Source organism: Paraglaciecola sp. G1-13 (assembly GCF_055809255.1).
Window position 1 is genome coordinate 1,177,730 of sequence record NZ_CM147903.1, and the last position, 21,711, is coordinate 1,199,440.

Sequence of the window (21,711 nt, forward strand, 5' to 3'; positions counted from 1 at the left end):
ACAACCTTGAGCTAACACAAGCCGCTCTAAGCACGCACAGCGCACAGGTGGTGAAAATTTGATTGTCGAAAAGACGATAAGATTTTAACACAGTGGGTGATTTAATAAATAGTCGCTAAATCACAGATGCAAAACGTGGCGCATTAAACATCCTATTTCTGGGTAACACCTTGTGTAAAAAGCGCGCGTCGATGCAGAGGGAAAGCCCGCTTTGATCATTTAGTGACGGGCAAAGAAAAGAAACACGAATAGTGGTAGTATTTTTGCCGTTCACTATCCGTGTTTATTGTATCTCAATATCTAACGACGATATTCAGAAGCGGTTAAGCGCAATAGCATGGTTTAACTGCAGCTACCTAGCAATACCCATGATGAATCGCTACCTGGCAAACTATTAGTGTACCAATTTGCTTCATAAGCATTGCCTTGGTATTGCATCTGGTCACCTGTGTCGTTGTGGTTATTCGTGCCACCGGGATAATCTGCCTGCACCCAATTAGGGTAGTTATTTATTGCACTACAATCGGTGCCACTGCCTGTTGTCTGCGGGCAACCAGTAGCATCTACATTTGTGCCTTGTGGTGTGTTGGGGCACTGGTCTGTGATATCACTTACACCGTCAGCATCGGAATCGGCTATCGCACAGCCAATAATATCGACTGTTGTACCTGTGGGGGTGTTATCACATTGATCATCACTGTCACTTACTCCGTCACCATCACTGTCTAAATTTACGACACTCGAGTTCCACCCTTTAATAATCGACTTCACCTTTGTGCCTGAGGCAGTCAATGAATTCCAGCTTCCGCCGGGCGTAAAAGTGGAAGCACCTTCGTCTTTATCGTTCAGCGCCCAATTAGCGTGGCTAATATTATTTGCTTTGAAAAAAGCCATCCATGCATCGGTTTCATTTGCATTTACGCCGCCATTGCCATCAGCATTGACAGTTCCCCACTCTGTGGCGAAGAGTGCGATGCCGTTATTTAAAGCCGTTTGTGCCTTATTGCGCAATGACGCACCGTGCGTGCCAGCGTAAAAGTGAAGGGTATAGGCAATATTCGCCCGATCAATGGGATCTTGTGAGGCCACATCAACATCTTGAGACCAAGTCGGCGTGCCAACCACAATCAGGCTATTTGGATCAATCGCACGTATTTTATCGATTAGCGTTTCTGCATAAGGTTTAATGTCATTGGCCCATGAAATCTGCAATGGCTCATTATAGATTTCATAAATAACGTTGTCGTAGGTACCGTATTTATTGGCGACTTCTTCGAAAAACCTCACTGCAGTGGCCTGGTCTGTATGAGCCTCGTGACTATGAAAGTCGATAATGACATACATATCTTGCTCAATAGCGGCGTTTACGACCGTGTCCAGGCGACTCATATTACCGTCCCAGTCAAAATTTAAGCTACCGGCCGTATTTACACCATGGCCTATTGCGGCGCGTATTATGTTCGCACCAAACTCTGACTTTGCATTCGCAACGGCTTGCGCAGTATAGAATTTCTCGCCACCCCAACCGGTATTACTCCAAAATAGACTGTTACCTGCAAAGCTCACGGGAGCGCCATCTGTCACGATTTGATTCCCACTGACATTAAGAGGAGGTACAGCGGCCTCACTCATAATTGCTACTCCTAACATGATAGCCAAAGGCAAACTTGTGCGTTTTAAACGGTCTTTGGTGGATGTACGTAACACGTGTTTCATTAAAATTCCTTGAAATAAATTATTGATCTAGTTGTATTAATCGCCCTTACGCAGAATGTGAATACTGAAGTTCTGTCTCTTTCAACACATTTTGCACATCGATACATCAAGCGGTATAAGGGAAAATACCGTCAAATAGAAGGTAAATTAATTACCCTTTCGGGGTGAGGTTAGCGAAATTCGTTCCAAGTTGCTTAATTATTTTAAGTGATTGTTTTTACTTGATTAATATTCATTTTATGGAAGTTGGAGTTTAGTTCTGTCGTTGATTAGAGACGAACATTAACTAGATTTGATATGAGCGGCATAATATTTTCGTCAATTCTTGAGAGACTAAAATGGGAGTGAAAGACTAACTTTACGCAAACTTGAAACGTGCAATCGAATAAGAGCAAGGCGATGCTTCACACGTCATTTATTTTTATGCAGAGTCATATTCATCGGCCGGGGTTAAGTGGCTGGTAAAGTATTATCGTCAATAAACGCTAAGCTTTGATCACAGGCAAGATTGTTTGTTGCAGTTGCAGTTGCAGTGATTGCTAGCCGCTGAGAGCGCTAACTGACTTTTCGACGCCCAATAAACATGCGCAAGCGCTACGACCTGAGATGACTATTTTTAGATGTAATGTTCAGAAACGAATAACGAGACGAACAAGTCAGAGAGTAGATCAAATAGAGTCAGTAGCTCAAGTGAGTTGCTAAGGCAAAAGATAGGGGGATAAAATAAAGGAGCAATGCGAAACGCGGTCAAAGCATCGCCCCATGGTTACCTATAAAAGGCATATAGCAACTATGACAACAACTATGACAGCCATTATCAGCCCTGTTATTTGTAATTATTCAGGGCTAATACTGACCAGCTGTTTACCGAAGTTTTTGCCTTTGAGCATCCCTTGGAATGCAGGTATCGATTGCTCAATGCCCTCAGCAATAGACTCTCGATAGACCAATTTGCCATCTTTGACCCACTGCGCCAATTTTTGGGTGATTTGTTGGTGTTGATCTTGCCATTCAGTTTGCACAAAAAAGCGAGCGGTGGGTGGGTTAGGGGATGTTGCCAAAATATCTTGCGGCGTTTGTACCTTGCTTAGATCAGTATCGTTATAATTTGAGACATAGCCGCAAATGGGCACTCTAGCGCCTGGATTGAGTAGCTTAGCCACCGCGCGAGTGACATCACCGCCTACGTTCTCAAAATAGATATCGATACCATCGGGGCAGGCTTGTTGTAAGTCTTTTTCAAGATCACCTGCTTTGTAATCTACGCAGGCATCAAAGCCAAGCTCATCAACTACGAACTGACATTTTTCGCTGCCACCTGCGATACCAATGACTTTACAGCCGTACATCTTGCCTAACTGGCCTACAATGCCGCCAACAGCGCCTGAGGCAGCAGACACCACTAAGGTGTCGCCGGGTTGCGGTTTACCGATTTCGGTTAACCCGAAATACGCCGTGCGACCAGTCATACCCGCCGCACCAAGGTAAGCTTGCAAAGGAATATTCAGATCTTGAATTTTGTACATCATGGGCGCGTCATCCGGTTTGACGAAGTACTCCTGCCATCCGCCATAAGCGGTGATATGATCGCCCACAGCGTACTTAGTTGAGCGCGACTCCATTACCTCACCGACCACTTCACCTGTCATTGTGCCGCCAATGGGGGTCGGCGCTGCATATGATTTCATGTCATTCATGCGCGGGCGCATGTAGGGGTCCAAGGATAACCAGACAGTGCGAACCAGTATCTCACCTTGTGCAAGTGGGGCTAGAGGTTGCTCTTCAATTCTAAAATCATCATTTTGTGGCTCGCCATCAGGTCTTTTCGCTAACACAACCGCGCGGTTTACATATTGAGACATAGTGAACTCCTACATACAGTGGTAAATGTATTCTTCGTTGATTTAACGTTGATTCATTGGATCAGACTTCAATTAAATAACGATCCATAAAGCAAAAGCTAGCCAACCAAGTGTGAATAAGGTAACGGTTAGTTGAACATATTTATGGTCTTTCTTAAGCACAATAGCCATTGTAAAAAATGATGAGGCGCTATTAACTGTCTCTATGAAAGCGTGGAATGGGAGACAAAATACACAATACAACCGTTGATAAGTAAGAACGGCAGTAGGCGAGAAATGCACAAGTCTATACTGCAAAGAAGGATGCTACTCACGTTTCAGATAAAAAAAGCCAGCAAAGAATGCTGGCTTTCCAACGCCCCCGTATTCAAATATGAGGCGCTATTGCTTGGCCTTAAAGCAGCTTAACCCGCATTAGCCACTTGACCACCGTCTAACACAACCGTGTGACCACATACGTAATTACTCGCCCTAGAGCAAAGGTAAATTGCCGTACCAGCCACATCAGCCAGCTCGCCCACTTTGCGCGCGGGAAGGCTATCTGCAATCTCTTGCTCATGCCCTTGTAATTGTTTTGTCATCTTGCTTGGGAAAAACCCAGGGGCAATCCCATTGATATTGACGTTAGTTGGGCGAATATCGGCCGCCATATGGCGCGTCAATTGGATCACCGCTGCCTTACTCGCAGAATACGAATAATTATTCATGTGAGGGTGAGTGAGCCCGTTAACAGAGGCAATGTTGACTATCCGTGAAGGCTCGTTCGCGTCGCCCGCTAAACGAAGCGCGGGCAGTAAGCGTTGGCTCAAAAAGAAAATAGACTTCACGTTTAAATCCATGACTTTATCCCAACCTGATTCAGGGAACTCTTCTACCGGTGCTCCCCAGGCGGCACCTGCATTGTTGATGAGGATGTCTATTTTTGACTCGCGTTTAAGCATTTCCTCGGCGAATGCCTCAACCCCCGCCATGGTCGATAAGTCAGACTGAATGGCAATACATTCACCTAAGGCGGATAGCTCAGAAGCGGTCTGCTCAAGCTGTTCAAGTTTGCGCGAAGTGATATAGGTTTTCACACCGTTTTCCACGAATCCACGGGCGATCATAGCGCCAATTCCGCTAGAGCCACCTGTTACGACCGCAATCTTGCCAGCCACTGAAAAAAAATTATTCATCTACGTTCCTTATCTTAGTAAAGCGCCAAGCATAAGGCGCTTCGTTATTTTTGTTATTCTGTACTTGGTCTGGCGGTAACCAATGCCAAGGGCGATCCATAAAAAGGTTATTCTTGCTGCTTACATCCATGCAACTCACCTAATGATAAAAGCGGAGTTCGCAGCTAATCTTTTGCCTGATTCTTGGCTAGCCACTTTTCTCGAAAAAAGCCAAATAGCGAATAAGCAACGAGCGCGAAGCATATAGTGGCAACGATACCAGCGGGGTAGGCCATTAACGCCATACCTGTATCCCAGCCGTAGATAGCCATAACAAGGCATATCACACCCAAAGAAAACTCGATGAGTAAACTTTCCCAAGGTAGTTTTTGGTCGGAATTGACTGGCCGAGCAAAAAAATTCACTTTATAGGGCATCTATCTTCATCCTTAACGTCACATTAGCAACTACCCGCTTGAGCGCATTGCACCTAAACAAAGCACCTAATAGATTGAACCTAAAAACAAGCCCTGAACTATTGCGCTTTAAGGCAGCTCATCCCGAGTCAGTTATTGATAACACAAAAAATGCTGCATGGTGTCTTTGCGATTATTGTCATTATTTATAATTGCTTATTACTCAGTGAATCAAGTATTTTCAGTTAAGTGGTTAGACCAGTTGTTTTTTGTCTGCTATAGTCGCCAAAAGCCGATAAGAAAAACAAATTTTGGAGTTCTACTATGTTGCAGTACAAAGCGCCCGTAATGGACATGAAGTTTTTGATTGAAGACGTGTTCAAATATTATCAACATTATGAAAAATACCCGGAGTTCGCTGAAGCAACCCCTGATTTAGTGGATGCAATATTGCAAGAATGCGCAAAATTTTGTGAAAACGAGTTACTGCCGTTAAATCAAAGCGGGGATAAAGAGGGCTGTAAATTCGATAATGGTGTGGTGACCACGCCAACTGGCTTCAAAGCGGCCTACAACAAATATGTAGAAGGGGGGTGGCAGAGTTTATCTCACCCGGTTGAGCATGGTGGACAAGGCTTACCTCCTTCGCTTGGCATGGCAAAACAAGAAATGATGGGAACGGCTAACTGGTCTTGGGCCATGTACCCGGGCCTGAGCCACGGAGCCATGAATACGATCCAAAGCCACGGCACACAAGAACAAAAAGAGCTTTACCTTACTCGCCTAACTGAAGGTACATGGACTGGCACTATGTGCTTGACTGAGCCCCAATGTGGCACAGATTTGGGCCAAGTTAAAACCAAAGCCATACCAAATGATGACGGAACCTATGACATCGTGGGCACCAAGATATTTATTTCTGCAGGTGAGCACGACCTAACTGAAAACATCATTCATATTGTGTTGGCTAGGTTGCCCGGTGCACCTGAAGGCACGCGCGGCATATCGCTGTTTATTGTGCCAAAAGTACAAGTTGATCAACAAGGCAATTTAGGCGAGGGCAACAAGGTCACGTGCGGTGCCATTGAAGATAAAATGGGCATCAAAGCATCGTCTACCGCCGTACTGAATTTTGATAATGCAAAAGGTGTGTTAATTGGGCCAGAAAACAAAGGCTTAGAATGCATGTTTACCTTTATGAATACGGCTCGCGTAGGCACCGCGCTGCAAGGCGTTTGCGCGTCTGAATTGGCTTACCAAAATTCTTTATTGTATGCCAAAGACCGCTTATCTATGCGAGCGCTAACCGGTAAAAAATGTCCAGATAAAGTCGCCGATCCCATCATAGTGCACCCTGATGTGCGCAAAATGTTGATGACCCAAAAAGCCATCTCTGAAGGTGGTCGCGCGATGATCTATTACACCGCCAAAATAGTCGATGAAATAGAAATGGCTAAGACCGAGGCTGAGCGAGAAAAAGCGGATGACAGGTTAGGCTTTATCACTCCTATTCTTAAAGCGTTTTTAACAGAAATGGGCTGTGAAAGTACTAGCCAAGGCATGCAAATATTCGGCGGCCATGGCTATATTAAAGAGTGGGGCATGGAGCAAATCGTCCGTGATGTGCGTATCTCCACTTTGTATGAAGGCACTACCGGCATTCAAGCCCTCGATTTATTAGGCCGTAAAATACTGCTTACCCGTGGCAAGTCATTAAATGCGTTCAGTAAAGAAGTGCTGCTTTTCTGTAAAGACAAAAGCATGATTTCTAAAAACCCTCACAAGCGCCAAATGAACAAATTTATTTGGGCATTAAGCAAGAATGTGGCGAACTGGCAGCAATACACCATGCGTTTAGCGTTAAAAGCGAAAAAGGATCGCGATATTGTCGGCTCAGCCTCAGTGGATTACTTGATGTACTCAGGCTATATCATGATGGCATATTTCTGGGCGCAGATGGCCCAAACCGCTTATGAAAAGCTCGCGACCGACGTGGAAAATCGAGATTTTTACCGCGCCAAAATTAAAACCGCTGAATTTTATTTTGAGCGTTTACTGCCCAGAACAAAATCACTGGCCAAAACCATGATGGCAGATCCAAAAACGCTCATGCAACTTGATCAAGATTTGCTGTCTTTCTTGTAATAGTTCATGAAAATCAGCGTTAGCGTGTAAGTGATTAAGGTATATCAAGTGTAATGAGTGCTGCAGAATAAAGGAATGCAAAAATAGCAGTAAAGAAAGGGCTAAGGCACTGAGTTATTGGAACCAATTTGACTCAGTGCCTTGGTGTTTATGCTTTCGTTTCATAAACCTAAAGTTAGGCTGCTATCAGTAAGGGGTTCTCCGTAAAGAACAGTCAGTAAAGAACAGTCAGTATCGAATTGTCAGCAAAGAAGTATGAACGCACATAGCCGTTATTAGTACCACGACTGCGAAGATGTAGGTCCGCCGTTAGTCACTAAATGAATCGAAACATTTACTTGATACAAAGCTCCAGAAGCATTTCCAGAGCCAACAAACGTAATACTGAATGACTCGTTAGGGCCCGGCAATCTAAGTCCACCCAAACCAATAGTAGGCTCAGCAACCAAAGCTTCGCGCAATCGACTTCCAAATGTGGGAAATACTCTTGCTGATGTACTTACTTTATCGTCGTCATCTGGGTCAAATATAAACCAGCCACTATCGGTTAAATTCGCACTATTTCCCGCTGACCAAAGATCCGTTGCTGAAGGTACATTTCCAGCGGAAAAAATTTGCTGAGCACTAGATTCAACAGCACTGTAGAAGCGCTCATTATCTTGCTCACGATTTTCATCACTTGAGCTGTCTTGCTCGACTGCGCGTGCAACAAAGCCGAGAAAGGGGTTTCTGATGGTAGGCACATTCGCGGGTACAACAAACATGCCTTGCGCCCGGATCCGTCGACCTTCATCATCAGTTGAGTCTGGCGGCAAAATTAGCCCTCTACGAAATCTAGAGGGAAAGAGGTTACCAGTGGTATAAGGGTCTAATCGAACGTCCCCTCCAAAAGCAGTAACCATTGCAAATTGCAGCGATACTTCGTCTTCACCGAGTTCGCTGAACCCCTCTATTATCAAATCCCATGTTACCTGTACTTTAGCCATTATTTTCTCCTTGTCCTTTTGAAAAAAATGATTAGTTGCCGGCTTAATGAATATCCATTAAGGCTGACAAATTGAAGTATCTACTAGTCCAATATGAGCACACAGTCCCAGCCTTCATCCACCAGATCGTCAAAGGCGCCTTGTAACGATCCTTTCTTTTTGATGGCAATGTGACTAGGTCCTTTCTCGCAATCGAGCTCATCATGCTGAACGGGCTCTAATGACGTCAGTTGCAATATCTTGGCGATTTCAATGGCAGACGTTCTGTCATTGGCCGCAATAACAATATCGTCTGAGTGAATTAAGTAGGGTAATGAAACCGCTTTATCCGTACATCCGTTTAAGGTTGCTAAAGATATTGTTGCTAGCAGCGCTACAGACAGTATTTTCATATATTTCCCCAATTAGTCGTAAAGTTAATCCGCTCAAGTGTTCTGCTGAGCCATGCAAGAATGAGTATAGTCAATTACGTTAGAGGCGAAGCGACGTCAAAGCGATGACTGTGTATCTGATCGAGGGAGATAGTCAATATTATGAGTCGTCATCAGCATAAAATAGTCAGCAAAAACAAGCCCAATAGAAGCAAAGCGACTATTGTAGATTGCAATTAATCTTGCCTAACAAGTGGTTAAATTTAGGTACTGATAAAGCTAAAATTAGGTATGTTTATGTGAGGTAGCTAATAGCAGCAGCCAGGGGAAGTAGATGGAAAGTGGCAAATGGAGCTTACAAAATCATGGGAAGTCTGTGAACTCACTTCTTGCTATGTTGCTGTAGATACCGGCGGACTTATACCTAGCCCAAGCGTCATTATGTAGCGAATGGTTTGCATCAAAATACTCGAGGGGCATTTTACGCTGATACCCATGGGCATTCAGCGCTCGGTCTTCTGCTTCAGTGATAAAGACGATAACTAGCGATTTTGTAAGATATTGACTGATTTCCTTGGCCAAATCAGTTTTTGAAATATCAAGGTTGAGGGATAACAAATGGTTCATGATTTCATTCACAGGAAGCAGGTGCTCTTTTATCACGCTCGAATTTTCAGTGATATTTTTAGAGCGATAAAATTGCTGTAAACCCTCTTTTGCAAGCGGCTCACTGAACTTTCTGATGAGGTGATTGATCGCCACTTTACAATCATTAACCGTACCAAATTTGTCTTTATGATAGGTCATTAGAGACGAAACGATCTGATGAGAAATCCAGTCTGTTGATAAAGCCACCACATCCTCCTGAACCGCCAGATATATTACTATCGCGTAAAAGCCAGCGATTATACCTGCCTATCAGGTGAGGTGGTTAAGCCATTTTTTGTCTGTCACCATAGTGATTAGTGATTTGTTATAAATTCTGTGACTCAGACTCCGTTGGCTGCACTAGTTGTTCATTTTTCTCACTGTATTTTTCTTTAATAAATTTAATGTTCGCATTGAGCTCCATGATTTCTAATTGTGAATCCCGGGCCACGTCACGCATTTCTTTGACTCGCCTCGTAATTACAAAAATAAATATGGGAACCAAGAGCCACAATATGATGAATGCTACATACACCATGATCCCTACGAGCCCGAAACTACCTAAAATACCTTCCATATAAAAAACCTCCTATAAAATTAAACCGTTGGATGATCAATGGTGCTTTTAACTAACTTGCAAAGTAACAACTTTAACTTACATATCAGATTGTTACATATCGTGGAATTAACTGTAAAGGTGAGTTTTTTTCTCAAACGTAAGGTGTGGCCAGTAAGCGTCGAACAGCTCTTACATTTATGTGAAGAACGCAGATGGGCGGGGAGTAATCACGTATGTACGGCAATGTGTATTGAGTTTGAAATGACCTTCCTACGCGCTAGGTACCGAGCAAATGATAAATGCGATTAAGCGTCACCCATCACCAACGACTGCGAGGAATGACCAAAGCCAGAGAATTGCTAAAGCGCGCCTAAAGCAGACGTAACGATAACAACCCATGCATAGCTTGTAGCTTAGCCCCGTGCCTACGATTTCACCGTACGCTGCCTTTCCCCTCCAACGCCCAGTATTGCTGTAAACTCCCTCAATCTACTGGGCCAAAGATACCCCAAGAATTTTTGGGTACTCCCACTTTGCATAGGGAGTCATTATTACCTGAGCATTAAGTTGGGTGTTTTGTATCTGTTATGCTGGATATCTATATAACTTACTCAATACACAACACGTGCCGCACGCTATCCATTTTGTCGCCTTCGTAACGTGCGAGTAAAGAATGTCACCAAACCTGTTCCTGCAAGCAGTACGAGGCTCAGACCCGTTATGACTACAAGGATTGAACCAATAGGTTTTGCAAAGGAATAGCCTGCGTGCAATGACAACATCATGCCCGTTAATTTAACGGATATTTCTGACACGTTAGCGTTTTCGACGTAAACCTTATTATGACAAGACGTATGTACGTATATCCGGCCATCACCTTCAATCTTATTGCCATCGCTAACAGACTTATATGTCAACATGTACGGGCCGTTTTCTTTATTAGGCATAAAAAAAGTCGACAAACGTTTATTGGGGAAAGCTTGCTTTCCTGCTCGTTCAGCATCGGCTGGGGTTATTTTTTCATGACATATTTCCGCAAATCCTGCACTGGCCGGGGGGGCATAAGTGGGGGCTGATAATAACGGGCTGAACCAATTCGGTTTTGCTAAAGCCAATCCCGTTAAGCAAAAATAAATGATCAGTAAAGCACTCCACACACCAATCAATCCATGCAGTGAAAACACGATTTGCTTAACACTCCCATGTAAATGCAAACGGCTGGCTTTACGCCATACGTGACCGTGTTTTGGCCACCATATATACAGGCCACTTATCACAAAAAGAATGAGTAATATGCAAAGAATACAAACAAAAATGATGCCGGGAGCACCCATCAACAAAGAGTGATGGAAATCTATTAGTTCATGAGCAAAGGCCCCATTTAAAGGAAAGTCACCTTTATATTGTGTGCTCCAAGGGTCAACACTGAGCATGCGCAGACCGTCACTGGCATGGGGACCCGTGGGCATCACAAATACCATTGCGGTTTCTATCTTTTCAATTCTGCTCGCGGGCATTAACACACCCACCGTTTGAAAATCTTGCTCATAGCCTTTTGACGCTGATGCGATTAAACGCGTCACATCAGCCATCGGCGGACGAACAGTGGGAGGCGTCGCTTTTAGTACGTCGCCATATTGAAAAATAAACAACTCACCAACAAAGGCAAGCATGGCACCAGAGCCCGCAATAAGTATGATAAAGACGGCAGATATACCGCCCAACCATCCATGTAGCGATGACAATATTCTACGCGAGGAAGCCATCACTAGAATCGAGCTTCCAGACCAATCAAAAATGTTCTTGGTTGCACCAATACCGCGCTATCAAAAGCAATATCGGGCTGTTCGCTATCGACAGGCGCCGTACCCGGGTAACGAGCCACTGTTTTGTGAACATCTCCTATATTTTTAACTGAACCGTAAATTCGGAAACGTGCAAAATCATAAGAAATTTTTGCATCGCCAATTAAGTAGGCATCGGTTTTACCACCGGGACGGTTATTTACATCAGTAAAATAGCCATTGGTATAGCGCGTCACCAAGCTTGCAGACCAATTATTGTGACTCCACGAAAACCCGATACTTGATGTTAGACTGGGGGCAGTTAATAACTGGTTACCTTCAATACCCGAATCAGGGTATTCACTGACCTCGGTGTCTAGTAGACCTAGGTTAATAAAAGCTTCGAGGTTAGGCGTAATAGCTAACGTTGCTCCAAGTTCAATACCACTGGTGTTGACACGGTCTGCATTGCGCACAACAAATGCCTCATCACGTGAATCATCCGGCGTTAGATCAAACGGTAATTGCATGTCTTTATAAGTAGAGTAAAAAACATTCTGGGTGAGAAAAAGTTTGCCGTCGAGTAACGTTTGGCGCCCGTATAATTCTGCTGTCCACACGTATTCAGCACCGTATTCATAATTTACAATAGGGAACGAAAATGTAATACCACCACCGCCAGCGTTGTAGCCGCGAGATATTTGCGCGCCCCAATTGGTTGTGTCAGTTTGTTGCCAATTAATACCTAATTTAGGTAACAAGGCAGTGTAAGTTTCATTACTCGCAATTTTAACCAGTTCTCCTGTTGCATCTCCGCCATAACGTTGATGATGATCTCTTTCATAACGTAAACCGAAAGATAAATCTAGGTCATGAGTGAGAGGTACCAGGCCTTCAGAATACATAGCAATGGTCTTGGATTTATCGGTAAAAGTCTGACCGCCAAAAATTTCAATGGTCTCATCTTGATCCGCTTGATAATAATACAAACCACCCACCACAGAAAAACCACTATTAGCCCTATAATGAACTCTAGGCTCTATCACAACATCTTGGGTATCAATGGTTGCATTGCTTGAATTTGGCGCCGCAGTTCGTTTGAACGTTAAGTCCGTTGTAGAGGTATTCAAAGTAAATCGGATTGTGTCTGACCACTCATTTTCAAAATCCGCTACAACAGACGTTGTTTTTGGATTGTGTACTGGCTGATTTGGAAAATTAGAAACTCTATCTTCAAAGGGCTGAACGATAATTTCACTATTTGGGGCGGTGTAATCGGTATGAGACAGTGTCAAAAGTAATTTACTTTGGGGAGCAAAATCCGGTGTGAGTAATACTTTTCCTCTTAGCGCTAAGGCGTCAACCTCACTAGGGTTACTTGCTCCCTCGTAGGCAGTGTAATTAACGGCTGACTCTCGTTTGACTAAATCGCCAGTTAATCGAAAAGCCAGTTGTTCATCGATGATAGATGTATTAACCATAGCGGAAGCGCGGCGTTGCTGGTAATTGCCCCCCGCAATTTGGACAACGGCTTCATTATCAAAACTAGGATCATTGGTTTTGACAATGACTGTCCCAGCAATCGCATTTCTACCAACCAATGTACTTTGCGTGCCTTTAAGCACTTCAATACGTTCAAGATCAAATATGCCCAGGTCACCAAAAACCACTTCACTATAACTCGCGGGGCGATTATCAATTTGCCAACTTAAACGTGAACGGCTGCCCGCAAAAAAGGCATTGGCATTTTCAGCTGCGCCCGTTCCATCTACCCCGCGTACAGTTGGAGCCTTGCCTGTTCCCGTGACAACTGAAATATTGGCGGCTGATTCAAGCACGTTGCGCAACGTGTCTAAGCCTGCACGATTTCTCAAGATTTCTTCATCAAAAATGTCTGCACTGTTGGCCGTATTAAATATAGGCCGCTGGATCAACTCGCCCGTTACCGTGATTCTTTCGATGTCTTTTTGTTTATTTTTGACCGTGCCACTTGATGCTTCTTGTGCATATGTTTGAGCACAAAACGCAGTGCTTGCGATATAAAAAGCGCTTAAGAATACTGATGATTTCATTTTACCTTTCCTGCACGGATACAATTACCGCAATATTATTATTGATTGAGAATTATTCGCATTAATTGTATTGTGCCGTGCCGTCTTATTCGCTGCCACTCCAATTAAGGGCGAATTACTCCAATAGCGGCATCATTTAATAGGGATGAATTTAGATGTGTATTCAAACTTGGCAGCAGCAACATGCAGATTTTAATAATCGAATAACAGATTTAGGTGTGAAGCCATCCATATCAATTAGCGATCCAAATGGGATGTTACAGCTTGCACATGCTCACTTTGACGCCTTTGATGGTTACTTTGAAGCTTCTCCACGTTTAATGCTTAACCTGTGCACAGCGGGTGTGGCTAAATTAGGTCGATTCTCTAAAGAGGCCAATATTGAAGGCGTTATTCGAGCAGGTGACGTGATGGTATCCGTTCCTCATTCAGAAGCGACTGGCTATTACTCACCTATTTCAATGTTAGGGATCGCAGTCGATCTAACAATGTTTGAAAATGTGATCGGTGAAAAAATATCGACCGATGAGCTTTTGCCTGCAGCATCAAGTTTTCACCGCAATCCGTTAATCACCTCAGTAATGACCGCGTTATGGCGCGACGCAGAAGCAAATGGACTCACCAGTGCGTTTTTTGAACAAGGGCTGTTGGTTATTCTGCACGAATTAGCCAACTATCGTAAAAACCCTACTCTGAAACGAGTGGTCAACCCACTATCTGGAGCCCGTTTGAATCGTTCACTTGAGTTCATTAATAATAAGTTAGATACAAACTTGCGTGTTTCAGCCGTGGCTCAAGAAGCAAATTTAGATGTACGTACCTTTACCCGCACTTTTCGCGCGGCAACGGGCTACGCGCCATTCGAATATATGACTATGCGTCGCATGGAGGTAGCGAAAAAACTACTACGCAGAGGGGATAGTGTTACCGAAATATCTATGGCAGTTGGGTATTCCAATCCCAGTAAATTTTCAGCCGCGTTTCGCCGTCTAAATGGTAAAACCCCAAGAGAGTGGGTAGCTGCTCAGGATTATTGATTAAAGGGGCTTACCGTATTCGACAAAAAGCGAACGTTTAAGGGAAGTGAATGAAGATTGCTGCCCTCGCTATTTGAGTGACTTCATAACTCGCCCTGTTTTTACATTCCAGCGCCTCTGATTTAGTGGATTCAAGGGCAAATAAAAATCAATTAAAGTCTTCATTACGAATGTCAGTCAAGGCGCGCAGGTGACCAAATGGATGGCGGGAAGTACGGCTACGCAGAGAATACTTGGCCGGCGCTCCAGTTGCGGTGATGGCGGGAGCGAAGCACATAATTGCCACAGGCCATAAATAAGCATAGCGCAGGCTTTGCCGTTGCTGTCGCTGCTTTTGCCTTTTCGTGACTCAAACTTTTCCGCTCAAAGTGGCGACTTGTCTTACCCTTCTTTTGAAAACCACTAGTGATTGATTCATCGTTAATTTAATAAGGAACATTTTTAACATGGGTGTCTTCGTATCTATCTTCGTATCTAAGGGCAGGAGCGCAGGAGTTTAGAGGCCTCCGGTTATCCGATTATAGCTCTGCTATGTGCGAGAGAGTTTCAGGATGACGTTGTACTAATTTCAAAAGAGTAATTGCTTGCCCATTTGGAGCACTGCGTCCTTGCTCCCAGTTCTCTAAAGTACGGGAAGATGTATGAAGCAAGCTAGCAAATACACCGCGAGACATATTAAATTTTTCCCGAATATGTACAATTTCACTAGGTGAAATATCAAGTTCATTTGAGTCATTAACTTGATGTGTTTTAAGGGTAAGCTTCCCCTCTGAATGCTCTTTTGCTTCAACAAGAGCCGAGCTTAATTCTGTAAATAAATCACGATTGCTCATTGCGCCATACCTCCATAAAAGTCTTTAATTGATTCTTTTGATCTGGGGTTAAATCTGACATTTCACTCTTCCCATAAATAGTGAGTAAATAGAAGCGTCGTTTTTGATCAAAAAAGTAATAAATGACACGTGAACCACCACGCTTACCTTTACCCTTACTTGCAACTCGAAGCTTGCGCAAACCAGCTGTACCTTGAATAACATCCCCTTGTTTAGGGTTTGACATTAGTTCAGCTTGAAACAGCCTAAACTCTTCATCATTGAGGTAGTCATCTCGATATTTCTCAAATATTTTTGATTCTACGAATATACACTTCATCATCAAAGTGTACGCAGTTCGCGTATAGTAGGCAAGGAGGGATATAAATGAGTTCTAACAGCGCTTGTTAATTCATTTTTACGAGAAATGTGCTGCACACACGACATCCATGCCTTTTTTTAAAACGAAATCCATTTCGTCCGACTTACTTTTCTTCAACAGCTAAGAAAAGTAAGCAAAAGAAGCCGATCTCCAACCAATTTTTTGATCCATATTTTTAATTGTCTTCAAAGCCAGAACGGCGAAAGGTAACATCCTTGTAAAACACTTCGCTGACTAAGCTCTTCGAAAACTTATAATTCAAAACTGTGTTTAAACCCATCCTTGGTGTCTCACTCAGCTTCACCATCCATGGCGAATCGTTCACCCGATAGGAGCGTTGCTCCTAAAAGCCACGGGCTCACCCTTGTCTGGACATCTGACAAGCCAATTAAAAAGATGGAAAATTGGAGTCGTGAAAAAGACAAAGCATGTGCTTTGCACACTAATAATCCGGTGTTTTAAGTGTGTATTTGACATGAATTCACATGGGTGTCTTGTTAATTCATTAGCGTCCCAGCGAGCTTGCGAGCGATTTAATTCGTTTGTTATATGACGATGCCTAATCCTAGACTACCGATAGCTAACAAAAAGGAAGTCCAACCTAGTAAAAAATAAAATGAAACACCATAGCTAGGTTTTTCTAGGTTTCCTGATTTGAACTCAGCCAATTTGACAGATGCAGCCAGACAGCAGACACATGATATAACAGCAAAGAGAACCGAGACCTTTAGATAATAAGCCGGAAACGCAGGAGCCCCTTTGAATACGAGGCCACCAATAAATAGAGAACAAAGTGAGATTATCACTTTTAAGATATCTATATGGGAGTCAACAGTCTCTTTTGTAGCCTTAAATCGAAATAGTTTTTCAATCATCAAGTATCCTACTAGTCCTATAACTTCCCACTTAGGGGCGCAAATACGCAGGCTATAATACAGAGCGAAGCGAAGGGAGCCTGCGTGTTTGTGCCCCAACGAGCGGCAGCGAGTGACTACAGTGTTTTGTAAGGCGATTTGCCCAAACAGCCTAAACTAATAACCTCTTACAACTAGAAAGAAAATGCAAATAGCGACCATTATTAGAATGTAAATTATGAGTGGGCCAGAATTACCATTTTTAGCCTCTGACGCTAGGTAGGCATTAAACTCTTTTTTACTCTGCCTGCGGCCATGTTTTGATGCAAGATTGTGTTTACCTACCGATGTAGTACCCGCAGTTACATATTCTTTTGCTGTAGCTAATGTAGGTAACGGACCAAAGTCTGCATTACCGTCTGATTTAAGTACGTACCAGTTGGCACCGTCTTTAACAATGAAACGGCCATCCGAAACGGAGTACTGGCCAGCCTCAATCCTTTTAATTGATATCATGTTATTCCCTTATCGCCTAACAATATTAATAGCCGGAAAAGTTCCTTATTTAAACACGGAATTTTTCCGCCTTTCCCTATATGTCGTTTTTAGCATACACCGTAACTTGTTGTACAGGTTAAATTTTTTCCATTTCTTAAACATAATCTTTATCATTAGTTCTTGTGGTTCAGCGAAGCGCATAGTCGCCGCTGGCAATAAATAAGCAACGAAGCGCTCCGTTTCTCGACTCAACTTTCTTTGGCGACGCAGCCGCTGCTTTTGCTTTTCTTACGACTCAAACTTTCCCGATCAAAGTGGCGACTTGTCAGATGGCCAGACAGGGAGGTCTGGACAAGGCGTGTTGCTTTACAGGGATGTTTCCTCACGTCGGTCTGACAATAAAGGCGCTACTTTTAACGGGATAGAAAGTTTGTTGGAGCCGGCTGCTTGAATGCTATTCATAGTACATTTTTCATTTACTCTAACTACGAAGCACCCGTTTCTCGACTCAAGACTCCCCGAGCATCGAAGGCTTACACTGGGTCGATTGCATGGATGCAATCTAAGTGAAAGTCGTGTCGGGAACGCGTTTTCATGACCGGTGTTAGTCGAGACGCACAGGGAATAGAGTCTTGCTGGAGAGCGGCCCTTTTTGCTTACTTTTTACGGCTGTTGGTAAAAAGTCAGTTGAGCCGCGGGACGCGGTTTGAAAATAGGCATGGATGCCATAAGCGCAGTGCATAGGTGGCCGTAGGCCATAAATAGGCAACGAAGCGCACAGTTTCTCGAATCAACTGTCTTTGGCGACGAAGTCGCTGCTTTTGGTTTTTTTACGACTCCAATTTTCCATCTTTTTCTTCGGCTTGCCAGATGACCAGACAGGGACGTCTGGACAAGGCGAAGTGCTTTACATGGATGTTTCCTTTCGCCGCTATGGCATTGAAGGCGAATAAAAATATGGATCAAAAAATTGGTTGGAGGTCGGCCTTTCTTGGTGACTTCTTTTGGCTGTTGAAAAGAAGTTACTGGCTCGTAGGGACGAGAGTCATACTCGTCATGGATGACGATAAGCGCAGCGCATAGTGGCCGCAGGCCATAAATTAAGCAGCGAAGCTGTGCTCAGTGCACGCAGTGCATAAGTGGTCAAAGACCATAGGTGGCCGCAGGCCATAAAGTAAGCATTGCGCATAAGTGAGCGCAGCTCATAGGCAGCGAAGCTGTGCTCCGTGAGCGAAGCTCATAAGATAAGCGCAGCGAATGATCGTGCACGCGGCACATAAACAACCGCCAGATTAAAAAAAGAGCAAATTGTCGACAATACCCGCAATTCCCTCTTGAAAAAACCAATTACTCTGCTATATTGTCGACAACATTAAATCGCTGACGCACTTTATTTAAGTCGCTGACGCACTTTACCTAACTCGCTGACGCACTTTATTTTCAGTAAAAACTGTCGTCTTCATCGGGCGCCATCACTCAAGAGAACACGCTAAATTCATGCAAAACCTAACCGAACAACCTATTACTGCTGCTGATAAAACCTTTTTCCAGTTGCGTAAAGACATCGTTGAAGGTGTGGTGCTGGCGGGTTCAAAGCTTAGTGAAACGGAATTGTCGACAAAGTATGGCGTGAGCCGCGCCGTTATCCGAGAAGCGATAAACCGCTTAGAGGCGTGTCATATTGTCGAGCGCAAAGCCAATGTGGGCGCGCGCGTGGTGTCTTTGTCTCCCGAAGGGCTGGTGGACTTGTATCAAGTACGTGAGTCCCTTGAAGGCATGGCCGCGCGTTTAGCGGCACAAAATATGACCAATGACGAAATCGCCGACTTAAATGCTCTACTTAATGTGCACTCCCAAGACTTAAAAAATCACGGCTCTTATTATCAAGAGGCAGGGGACGTGGACTTTCACTACCGAATTATTTTAGGCAGTAAAAACAACCACCTTATCACCATGCTAGTCAACGGTATTTATCATTTGGTGCGCATGTATCGCGTGCAGTTGGGCATGTCTGGCCCTCGCGTAAGCACAGCGTTTGATGAGCATAAACATATTGTACAAGCGATCTCGAATCGGGACGGCGAGTTAGCAGAGATGCTGATGCGCCGCCATATTTTATATTCGAAAAATAATATTCAGCGCAAATTAGCGCCACAGCCGGTCTAGCTGTGGCGTCATTTTGTTGTCATCAAATAACCCTTTAATTGTTGCATTGGGGTGAATGTTCACCTCATCACATAATAACTACTCTAAGGAGCAAGTCATATGAGCCCAGGTCAAAAATTCCGCCAAGCCTTAGCCGATAATAAACCGCTGCAAATCGTTGGGGCGATCAACGCGTATTCCGCCATGATGGCCAAGAAAATTGGCCACAAAGCCATTTACTTATCAGGTGGCGGTGTGGCGAATGCTTCTTACGGGTTACCGGATTTAGGCATGACGTCACTAAACGACGTGATTGTCGACGTGCAGCGTATTACCTCGGCCTGTGACTTACCGCTGTTAGTGGATATCGACACGGGGTGGGGCGGTGCATTTAATATTGCCAAAACCATTCGCGATATGGAAAAGGCGGGTGCTGCTGCGGTACATATGGAAGACCAAGTGGCCCAAAAGCGCTGTGGTCATCGCCCGAACAAAGAAATTGTGCCTTTAGAGGAAATGGTTGACCGAATCAAAGCGGCGGTTGATGCGCGCACCGACCCTGACTTTTTCATCATGGCCCGCACTGATTCGTTCGCCCAAGAAGGTTTAGACGCCGCCATTGCCCGCGCTAAAGCGTATGTTGCTGCCGGTGCCGACGGTATATTCGCAGAAGCGATTAAAACAGAAGAGCACTACCGCGCCTTCGCCGAGGCCTTAGATGTGCCGATTTTGGCGAATATCACTGAGTTTGGCCAAACCGAATTATGGAACAAACAAGTGCTAGGTGAGTGGGGTGCCGCGATGGTGCTTTACCCATTAAGTGCATTTCGCGCCATGAACAAAGCGGCCGAAAACGTGTACAACGCAATCCTAGAGCAGGGGGATCAAACCTCTGTGGTCGATACCATGCAAACACGCATGGAGCTTTACGATTACCTGAATTATCACGATTACGAACAAAAGCTAGACAGTCTTTTTGCCCAAGGCAAAAACAAGTAAGCGCATAAATAGCGTCGCGTAAACCGAAGTTTCACGGCGCAAAAAAATCAAAGTGATTAACGTTTTAACGAGCACGTCAAATAAACGTTAACGAATACATATTTAGGAGCAAATCATGGTTGACAAAAAATTAAGTGGTGCGGGTTTACGTGGTCAAAGCGCGGGTGAAACGGCGTTATGTACAGTGGGTAAGTCAGGTTCTGGTTTAACGTACTCAGGTTATGACGTTTCGGATTTAGCGGACAACGCGACCTTTGAAGAAGTGGCTTACTTGCTGTTTAATGGTGAACTGCCTAATCAAGCCCAACTCGACGAATACAAAGCATCTTTGCTGACCCAGCGTGATTTACCCCAAGCACTTAAAGAGGTGCTGAAACTTATTCCAAAAGACGCACACCCAATGGATGTAATGCGCACAGGGTGCTCATTTCTAGGCAACATTGAGCCAGAAACAGACTTTTCCCAGCAGCATAAGGCAGCGAATCGTTTGTTGGCGGCGTTTCCTGCCATCATGTGTTACTGGTATCGCTTCACCCATGATGGCGTTGAGATTGATTGCACCACAGATGAAGACTCGTTAGGCGGACATTTTCTGGCGTTACTTCACGGTAAAACACCATCAGAGCAGCACCGTAAAGTGATGGATGTATCGCTTATTTTGTACGCAGAGCATGAATTTAATGCTTCTACCTTTACTGCGCGTGTGTGTGCGTCGACGCTGTCTGACATGTTCTCTTGTGTGACCGGCGCGATTGGTTCGTTGCGCGGTCCATTACATGGAGGGGCGAATGAAGCCGCCATGGACATGATCCAAAAGTTCAGCTCCCCTGCGGACGCCAAAGAACAAATGGCTGGCATGCTTGAGCGTAAAGAAAAAATCATGGGCTTTGGCCATGCGATTTACCGCGAGTCTGACCCGCGTAACGTGATCATCAAACGATGGTCAGAAAAACTGGCGCAAGAAAATGGCGATACATCCTTGTATGACATTTCAGTGGCCTGTGAAGAATTCATGTGGGACAGCAAAAAACTGTTCTGTAATGCGGATTTCTTCCATGCGTCTGCGTATCACTTTATGGGGATTCCGACTAAATTGTTCACGCCGATTTTTGTGTGTTCACGCCTAACTGGTTGGGCTGCACACGTGATGGAGCAGCGCAGCAACAATCGTATTATTCGCCCAAGTGCCGATTACGTTGGGCCAGAGCCGCGTAAAGTGTCACCTATTAGTCAGCGCTAAGCGGGCGAGCAGGGCGAATGTGTATGCATTC

The 21,711-nt window shown here is 44.3% G+C and carries 20 protein-coding genes and 1 pseudogene; 6 read left to right on the forward strand and 15 right to left on the reverse strand.

Annotation, left to right across the window (positions count from 1 at the left end; all coding sequences use genetic code 11):
- Window positions 1-342: 342 nt before the first annotated feature.
- From AC0L6N_RS04950 to AC0L6N_RS04970, 5 genes are all read right to left on the reverse strand, one after another.
- Window positions 343-1,716, reverse strand: a complete 1,374-nt coding sequence (locus AC0L6N_RS04950; RefSeq protein ID WP_473479412.1) for a cellulase family glycosylhydrolase — start codon at window positions 1,714-1,716, stop codon at window positions 343-345.
- An 836-nt stretch (window positions 1,717-2,552) separates the two neighbouring features.
- On the reverse strand, window positions 2,553-3,578 hold the full coding sequence (locus tag AC0L6N_RS04955) for an NADP-dependent oxidoreductase (RefSeq protein WP_473479414.1): 1,026 nt from the start codon (window positions 3,576-3,578) through the stop codon (window positions 2,553-2,555).
- 404 nt (window positions 3,579-3,982) lie between these two features.
- Window positions 3,983-4,753, reverse strand: a complete 771-nt coding sequence (locus tag AC0L6N_RS04960) for an SDR family NAD(P)-dependent oxidoreductase (protein ID WP_473479416.1) — start codon at window positions 4,751-4,753, stop codon at window positions 3,983-3,985.
- A complete protein-coding gene (locus AC0L6N_RS04965; RefSeq protein ID WP_473479419.1) occupies window positions 4,746-4,883 on the reverse strand; it encodes a hypothetical protein in 138 nt (45 codons plus the stop codon). The genes AC0L6N_RS04960 and AC0L6N_RS04965 overlap by 8 nt, the downstream gene beginning before the upstream one ends.
- Window positions 4,884-4,917: 34 nt before the next feature.
- Window positions 4,918-5,169: a hypothetical protein gene (locus tag AC0L6N_RS04970; protein ID WP_473479421.1), complete on the reverse strand. Its 252-nt coding sequence runs from the start codon at window positions 5,167-5,169 to the stop codon at window positions 4,918-4,920.
- A gap of 303 nt (window positions 5,170-5,472) precedes the next feature.
- On the opposite strand from AC0L6N_RS04970, the gene AC0L6N_RS04975 reads away from it, so the two are divergent.
- Window positions 5,473-7,293, forward strand: coding sequence for an acyl-CoA dehydrogenase C-terminal domain-containing protein (locus AC0L6N_RS04975; protein ID WP_473479424.1), 1,821 nt, complete (start codon window positions 5,473-5,475; stop codon window positions 7,291-7,293).
- 275 nt (window positions 7,294-7,568) lie between these two features.
- Here the strand turns inward: AC0L6N_RS04975 and AC0L6N_RS04980 are convergent, their stop codons facing one another.
- From AC0L6N_RS04980 to AC0L6N_RS04995, 4 genes are all read right to left on the reverse strand, one after another.
- Window positions 7,569-8,279, reverse strand: a complete 711-nt coding sequence (locus AC0L6N_RS04980) for a hypothetical protein (RefSeq protein WP_473479426.1) — start codon at window positions 8,277-8,279, stop codon at window positions 7,569-7,571.
- 83 nt (window positions 8,280-8,362) lie between these two features.
- On the reverse strand, window positions 8,363-8,671 hold the full coding sequence (locus tag AC0L6N_RS04985) for a hypothetical protein (RefSeq protein ID WP_473479429.1): 309 nt from the start codon (window positions 8,669-8,671) through the stop codon (window positions 8,363-8,365).
- A 342-nt stretch (window positions 8,672-9,013) separates the two neighbouring features.
- Window positions 9,014-9,505 (reverse strand): hypothetical protein, encoded by a 492-nt coding sequence (locus tag AC0L6N_RS04990; protein WP_473479431.1) that lies wholly within the window; start codon window positions 9,503-9,505, stop codon window positions 9,014-9,016.
- Between the two features lie 118 nt (window positions 9,506-9,623).
- Entirely contained in the window at window positions 9,624-9,875 is a 252-nt protein-coding gene (locus AC0L6N_RS04995) for a hypothetical protein (protein WP_473479433.1), read from the reverse strand.
- Window positions 9,876-10,128: 253 nt separating this feature from the next.
- Between AC0L6N_RS04995 and AC0L6N_RS05000 the strand changes: the two are divergent.
- Window positions 10,129-10,231: pseudogene (locus tag AC0L6N_RS05000) on the forward strand (transposase); the annotation flags it as partial.
- A 261-nt stretch (window positions 10,232-10,492) separates the two neighbouring features.
- On the opposite strand, the gene AC0L6N_RS05005 reads toward AC0L6N_RS05000, so the two are convergent.
- Together AC0L6N_RS05005 and AC0L6N_RS05010 are read right to left on the reverse strand one after the other, a co-directional pair.
- Window positions 10,493-11,623 (reverse strand): PepSY-associated TM helix domain-containing protein, encoded by a 1,131-nt coding sequence (locus AC0L6N_RS05005; protein ID WP_473481250.1) that lies wholly within the window; start codon window positions 11,621-11,623, stop codon window positions 10,493-10,495.
- A 2-nt stretch (window positions 11,624-11,625) separates the two neighbouring features.
- Window positions 11,626-13,713, reverse strand: coding sequence for a TonB-dependent receptor (locus AC0L6N_RS05010; protein WP_473479435.1), 2,088 nt, complete (start codon window positions 13,711-13,713; stop codon window positions 11,626-11,628).
- 155 nt (window positions 13,714-13,868) lie between these two features.
- Between AC0L6N_RS05010 and AC0L6N_RS05015 the strand changes: the two genes are divergently transcribed.
- On the forward strand, window positions 13,869-14,750 hold the full coding sequence (locus AC0L6N_RS05015; protein ID WP_473479437.1) for a helix-turn-helix transcriptional regulator: 882 nt from the start codon (window positions 13,869-13,871) through the stop codon (window positions 14,748-14,750).
- A 518-nt stretch (window positions 14,751-15,268) separates the two neighbouring features.
- Here the strand turns inward: AC0L6N_RS05015 and AC0L6N_RS05020 are convergent.
- The 4 genes from AC0L6N_RS05020 to AC0L6N_RS05035 form a co-directional block, all read right to left on the reverse strand.
- Window positions 15,269-15,583: a helix-turn-helix domain-containing protein gene (locus AC0L6N_RS05020; protein ID WP_473479440.1), complete on the reverse strand. Its 315-nt coding sequence runs from the start codon at window positions 15,581-15,583 to the stop codon at window positions 15,269-15,271.
- The gene (locus AC0L6N_RS05025) at window positions 15,570-15,905 is read right to left on the reverse strand and encodes a type II toxin-antitoxin system RelE/ParE family toxin (RefSeq protein ID WP_473479442.1); all 336 of its coding nucleotides are present in this window, start codon (window positions 15,903-15,905) and stop codon (window positions 15,570-15,572) included. Before AC0L6N_RS05025 ends, AC0L6N_RS05020 begins: the two co-directional genes overlap by 14 nt.
- Window positions 15,906-16,489: 584 nt before the next feature.
- Window positions 16,490-16,819 (reverse strand): hypothetical protein, encoded by a 330-nt coding sequence (locus tag AC0L6N_RS05030; RefSeq protein WP_473479444.1) that lies wholly within the window; start codon window positions 16,817-16,819, stop codon window positions 16,490-16,492.
- 156 nt (window positions 16,820-16,975) lie between these two features.
- The gene (locus AC0L6N_RS05035; RefSeq protein ID WP_473479446.1) at window positions 16,976-17,314 is read right to left on the reverse strand and encodes a hypothetical protein; all 339 of its coding nucleotides are present in this window, start codon (window positions 17,312-17,314) and stop codon (window positions 16,976-16,978) included.
- 1,479 nt (window positions 17,315-18,793) lie between these two features.
- On the opposite strand from AC0L6N_RS05035, the gene AC0L6N_RS05040 reads away from it, so the two are divergent.
- The 3 genes from AC0L6N_RS05040 (at window position 18,794) to prpC (ending at window position 21,680) form a co-directional block, all read left to right on the forward strand.
- On the forward strand, window positions 18,794-19,462 hold the full coding sequence (locus tag AC0L6N_RS05040; RefSeq protein ID WP_473479448.1) for a GntR family transcriptional regulator: 669 nt from the start codon (window positions 18,794-18,796) through the stop codon (window positions 19,460-19,462).
- A 99-nt stretch (window positions 19,463-19,561) separates the two neighbouring features.
- Entirely contained in the window at window positions 19,562-20,440 is an 879-nt protein-coding gene (gene prpB, locus AC0L6N_RS05045) for a methylisocitrate lyase (protein ID WP_473479451.1), read from the forward strand.
- Between the two features lie 115 nt (window positions 20,441-20,555).
- Window positions 20,556-21,680 carry a bifunctional 2-methylcitrate synthase/citrate synthase gene (gene prpC, locus AC0L6N_RS05050; protein WP_473479452.1) on the forward strand — a complete coding sequence of 375 codons (1,125 nt, stop codon included), beginning with the start codon at window positions 20,556-20,558 and terminating at the stop codon, window positions 21,678-21,680.
- Window positions 21,681-21,711: the final 31 nt, after the last annotated feature.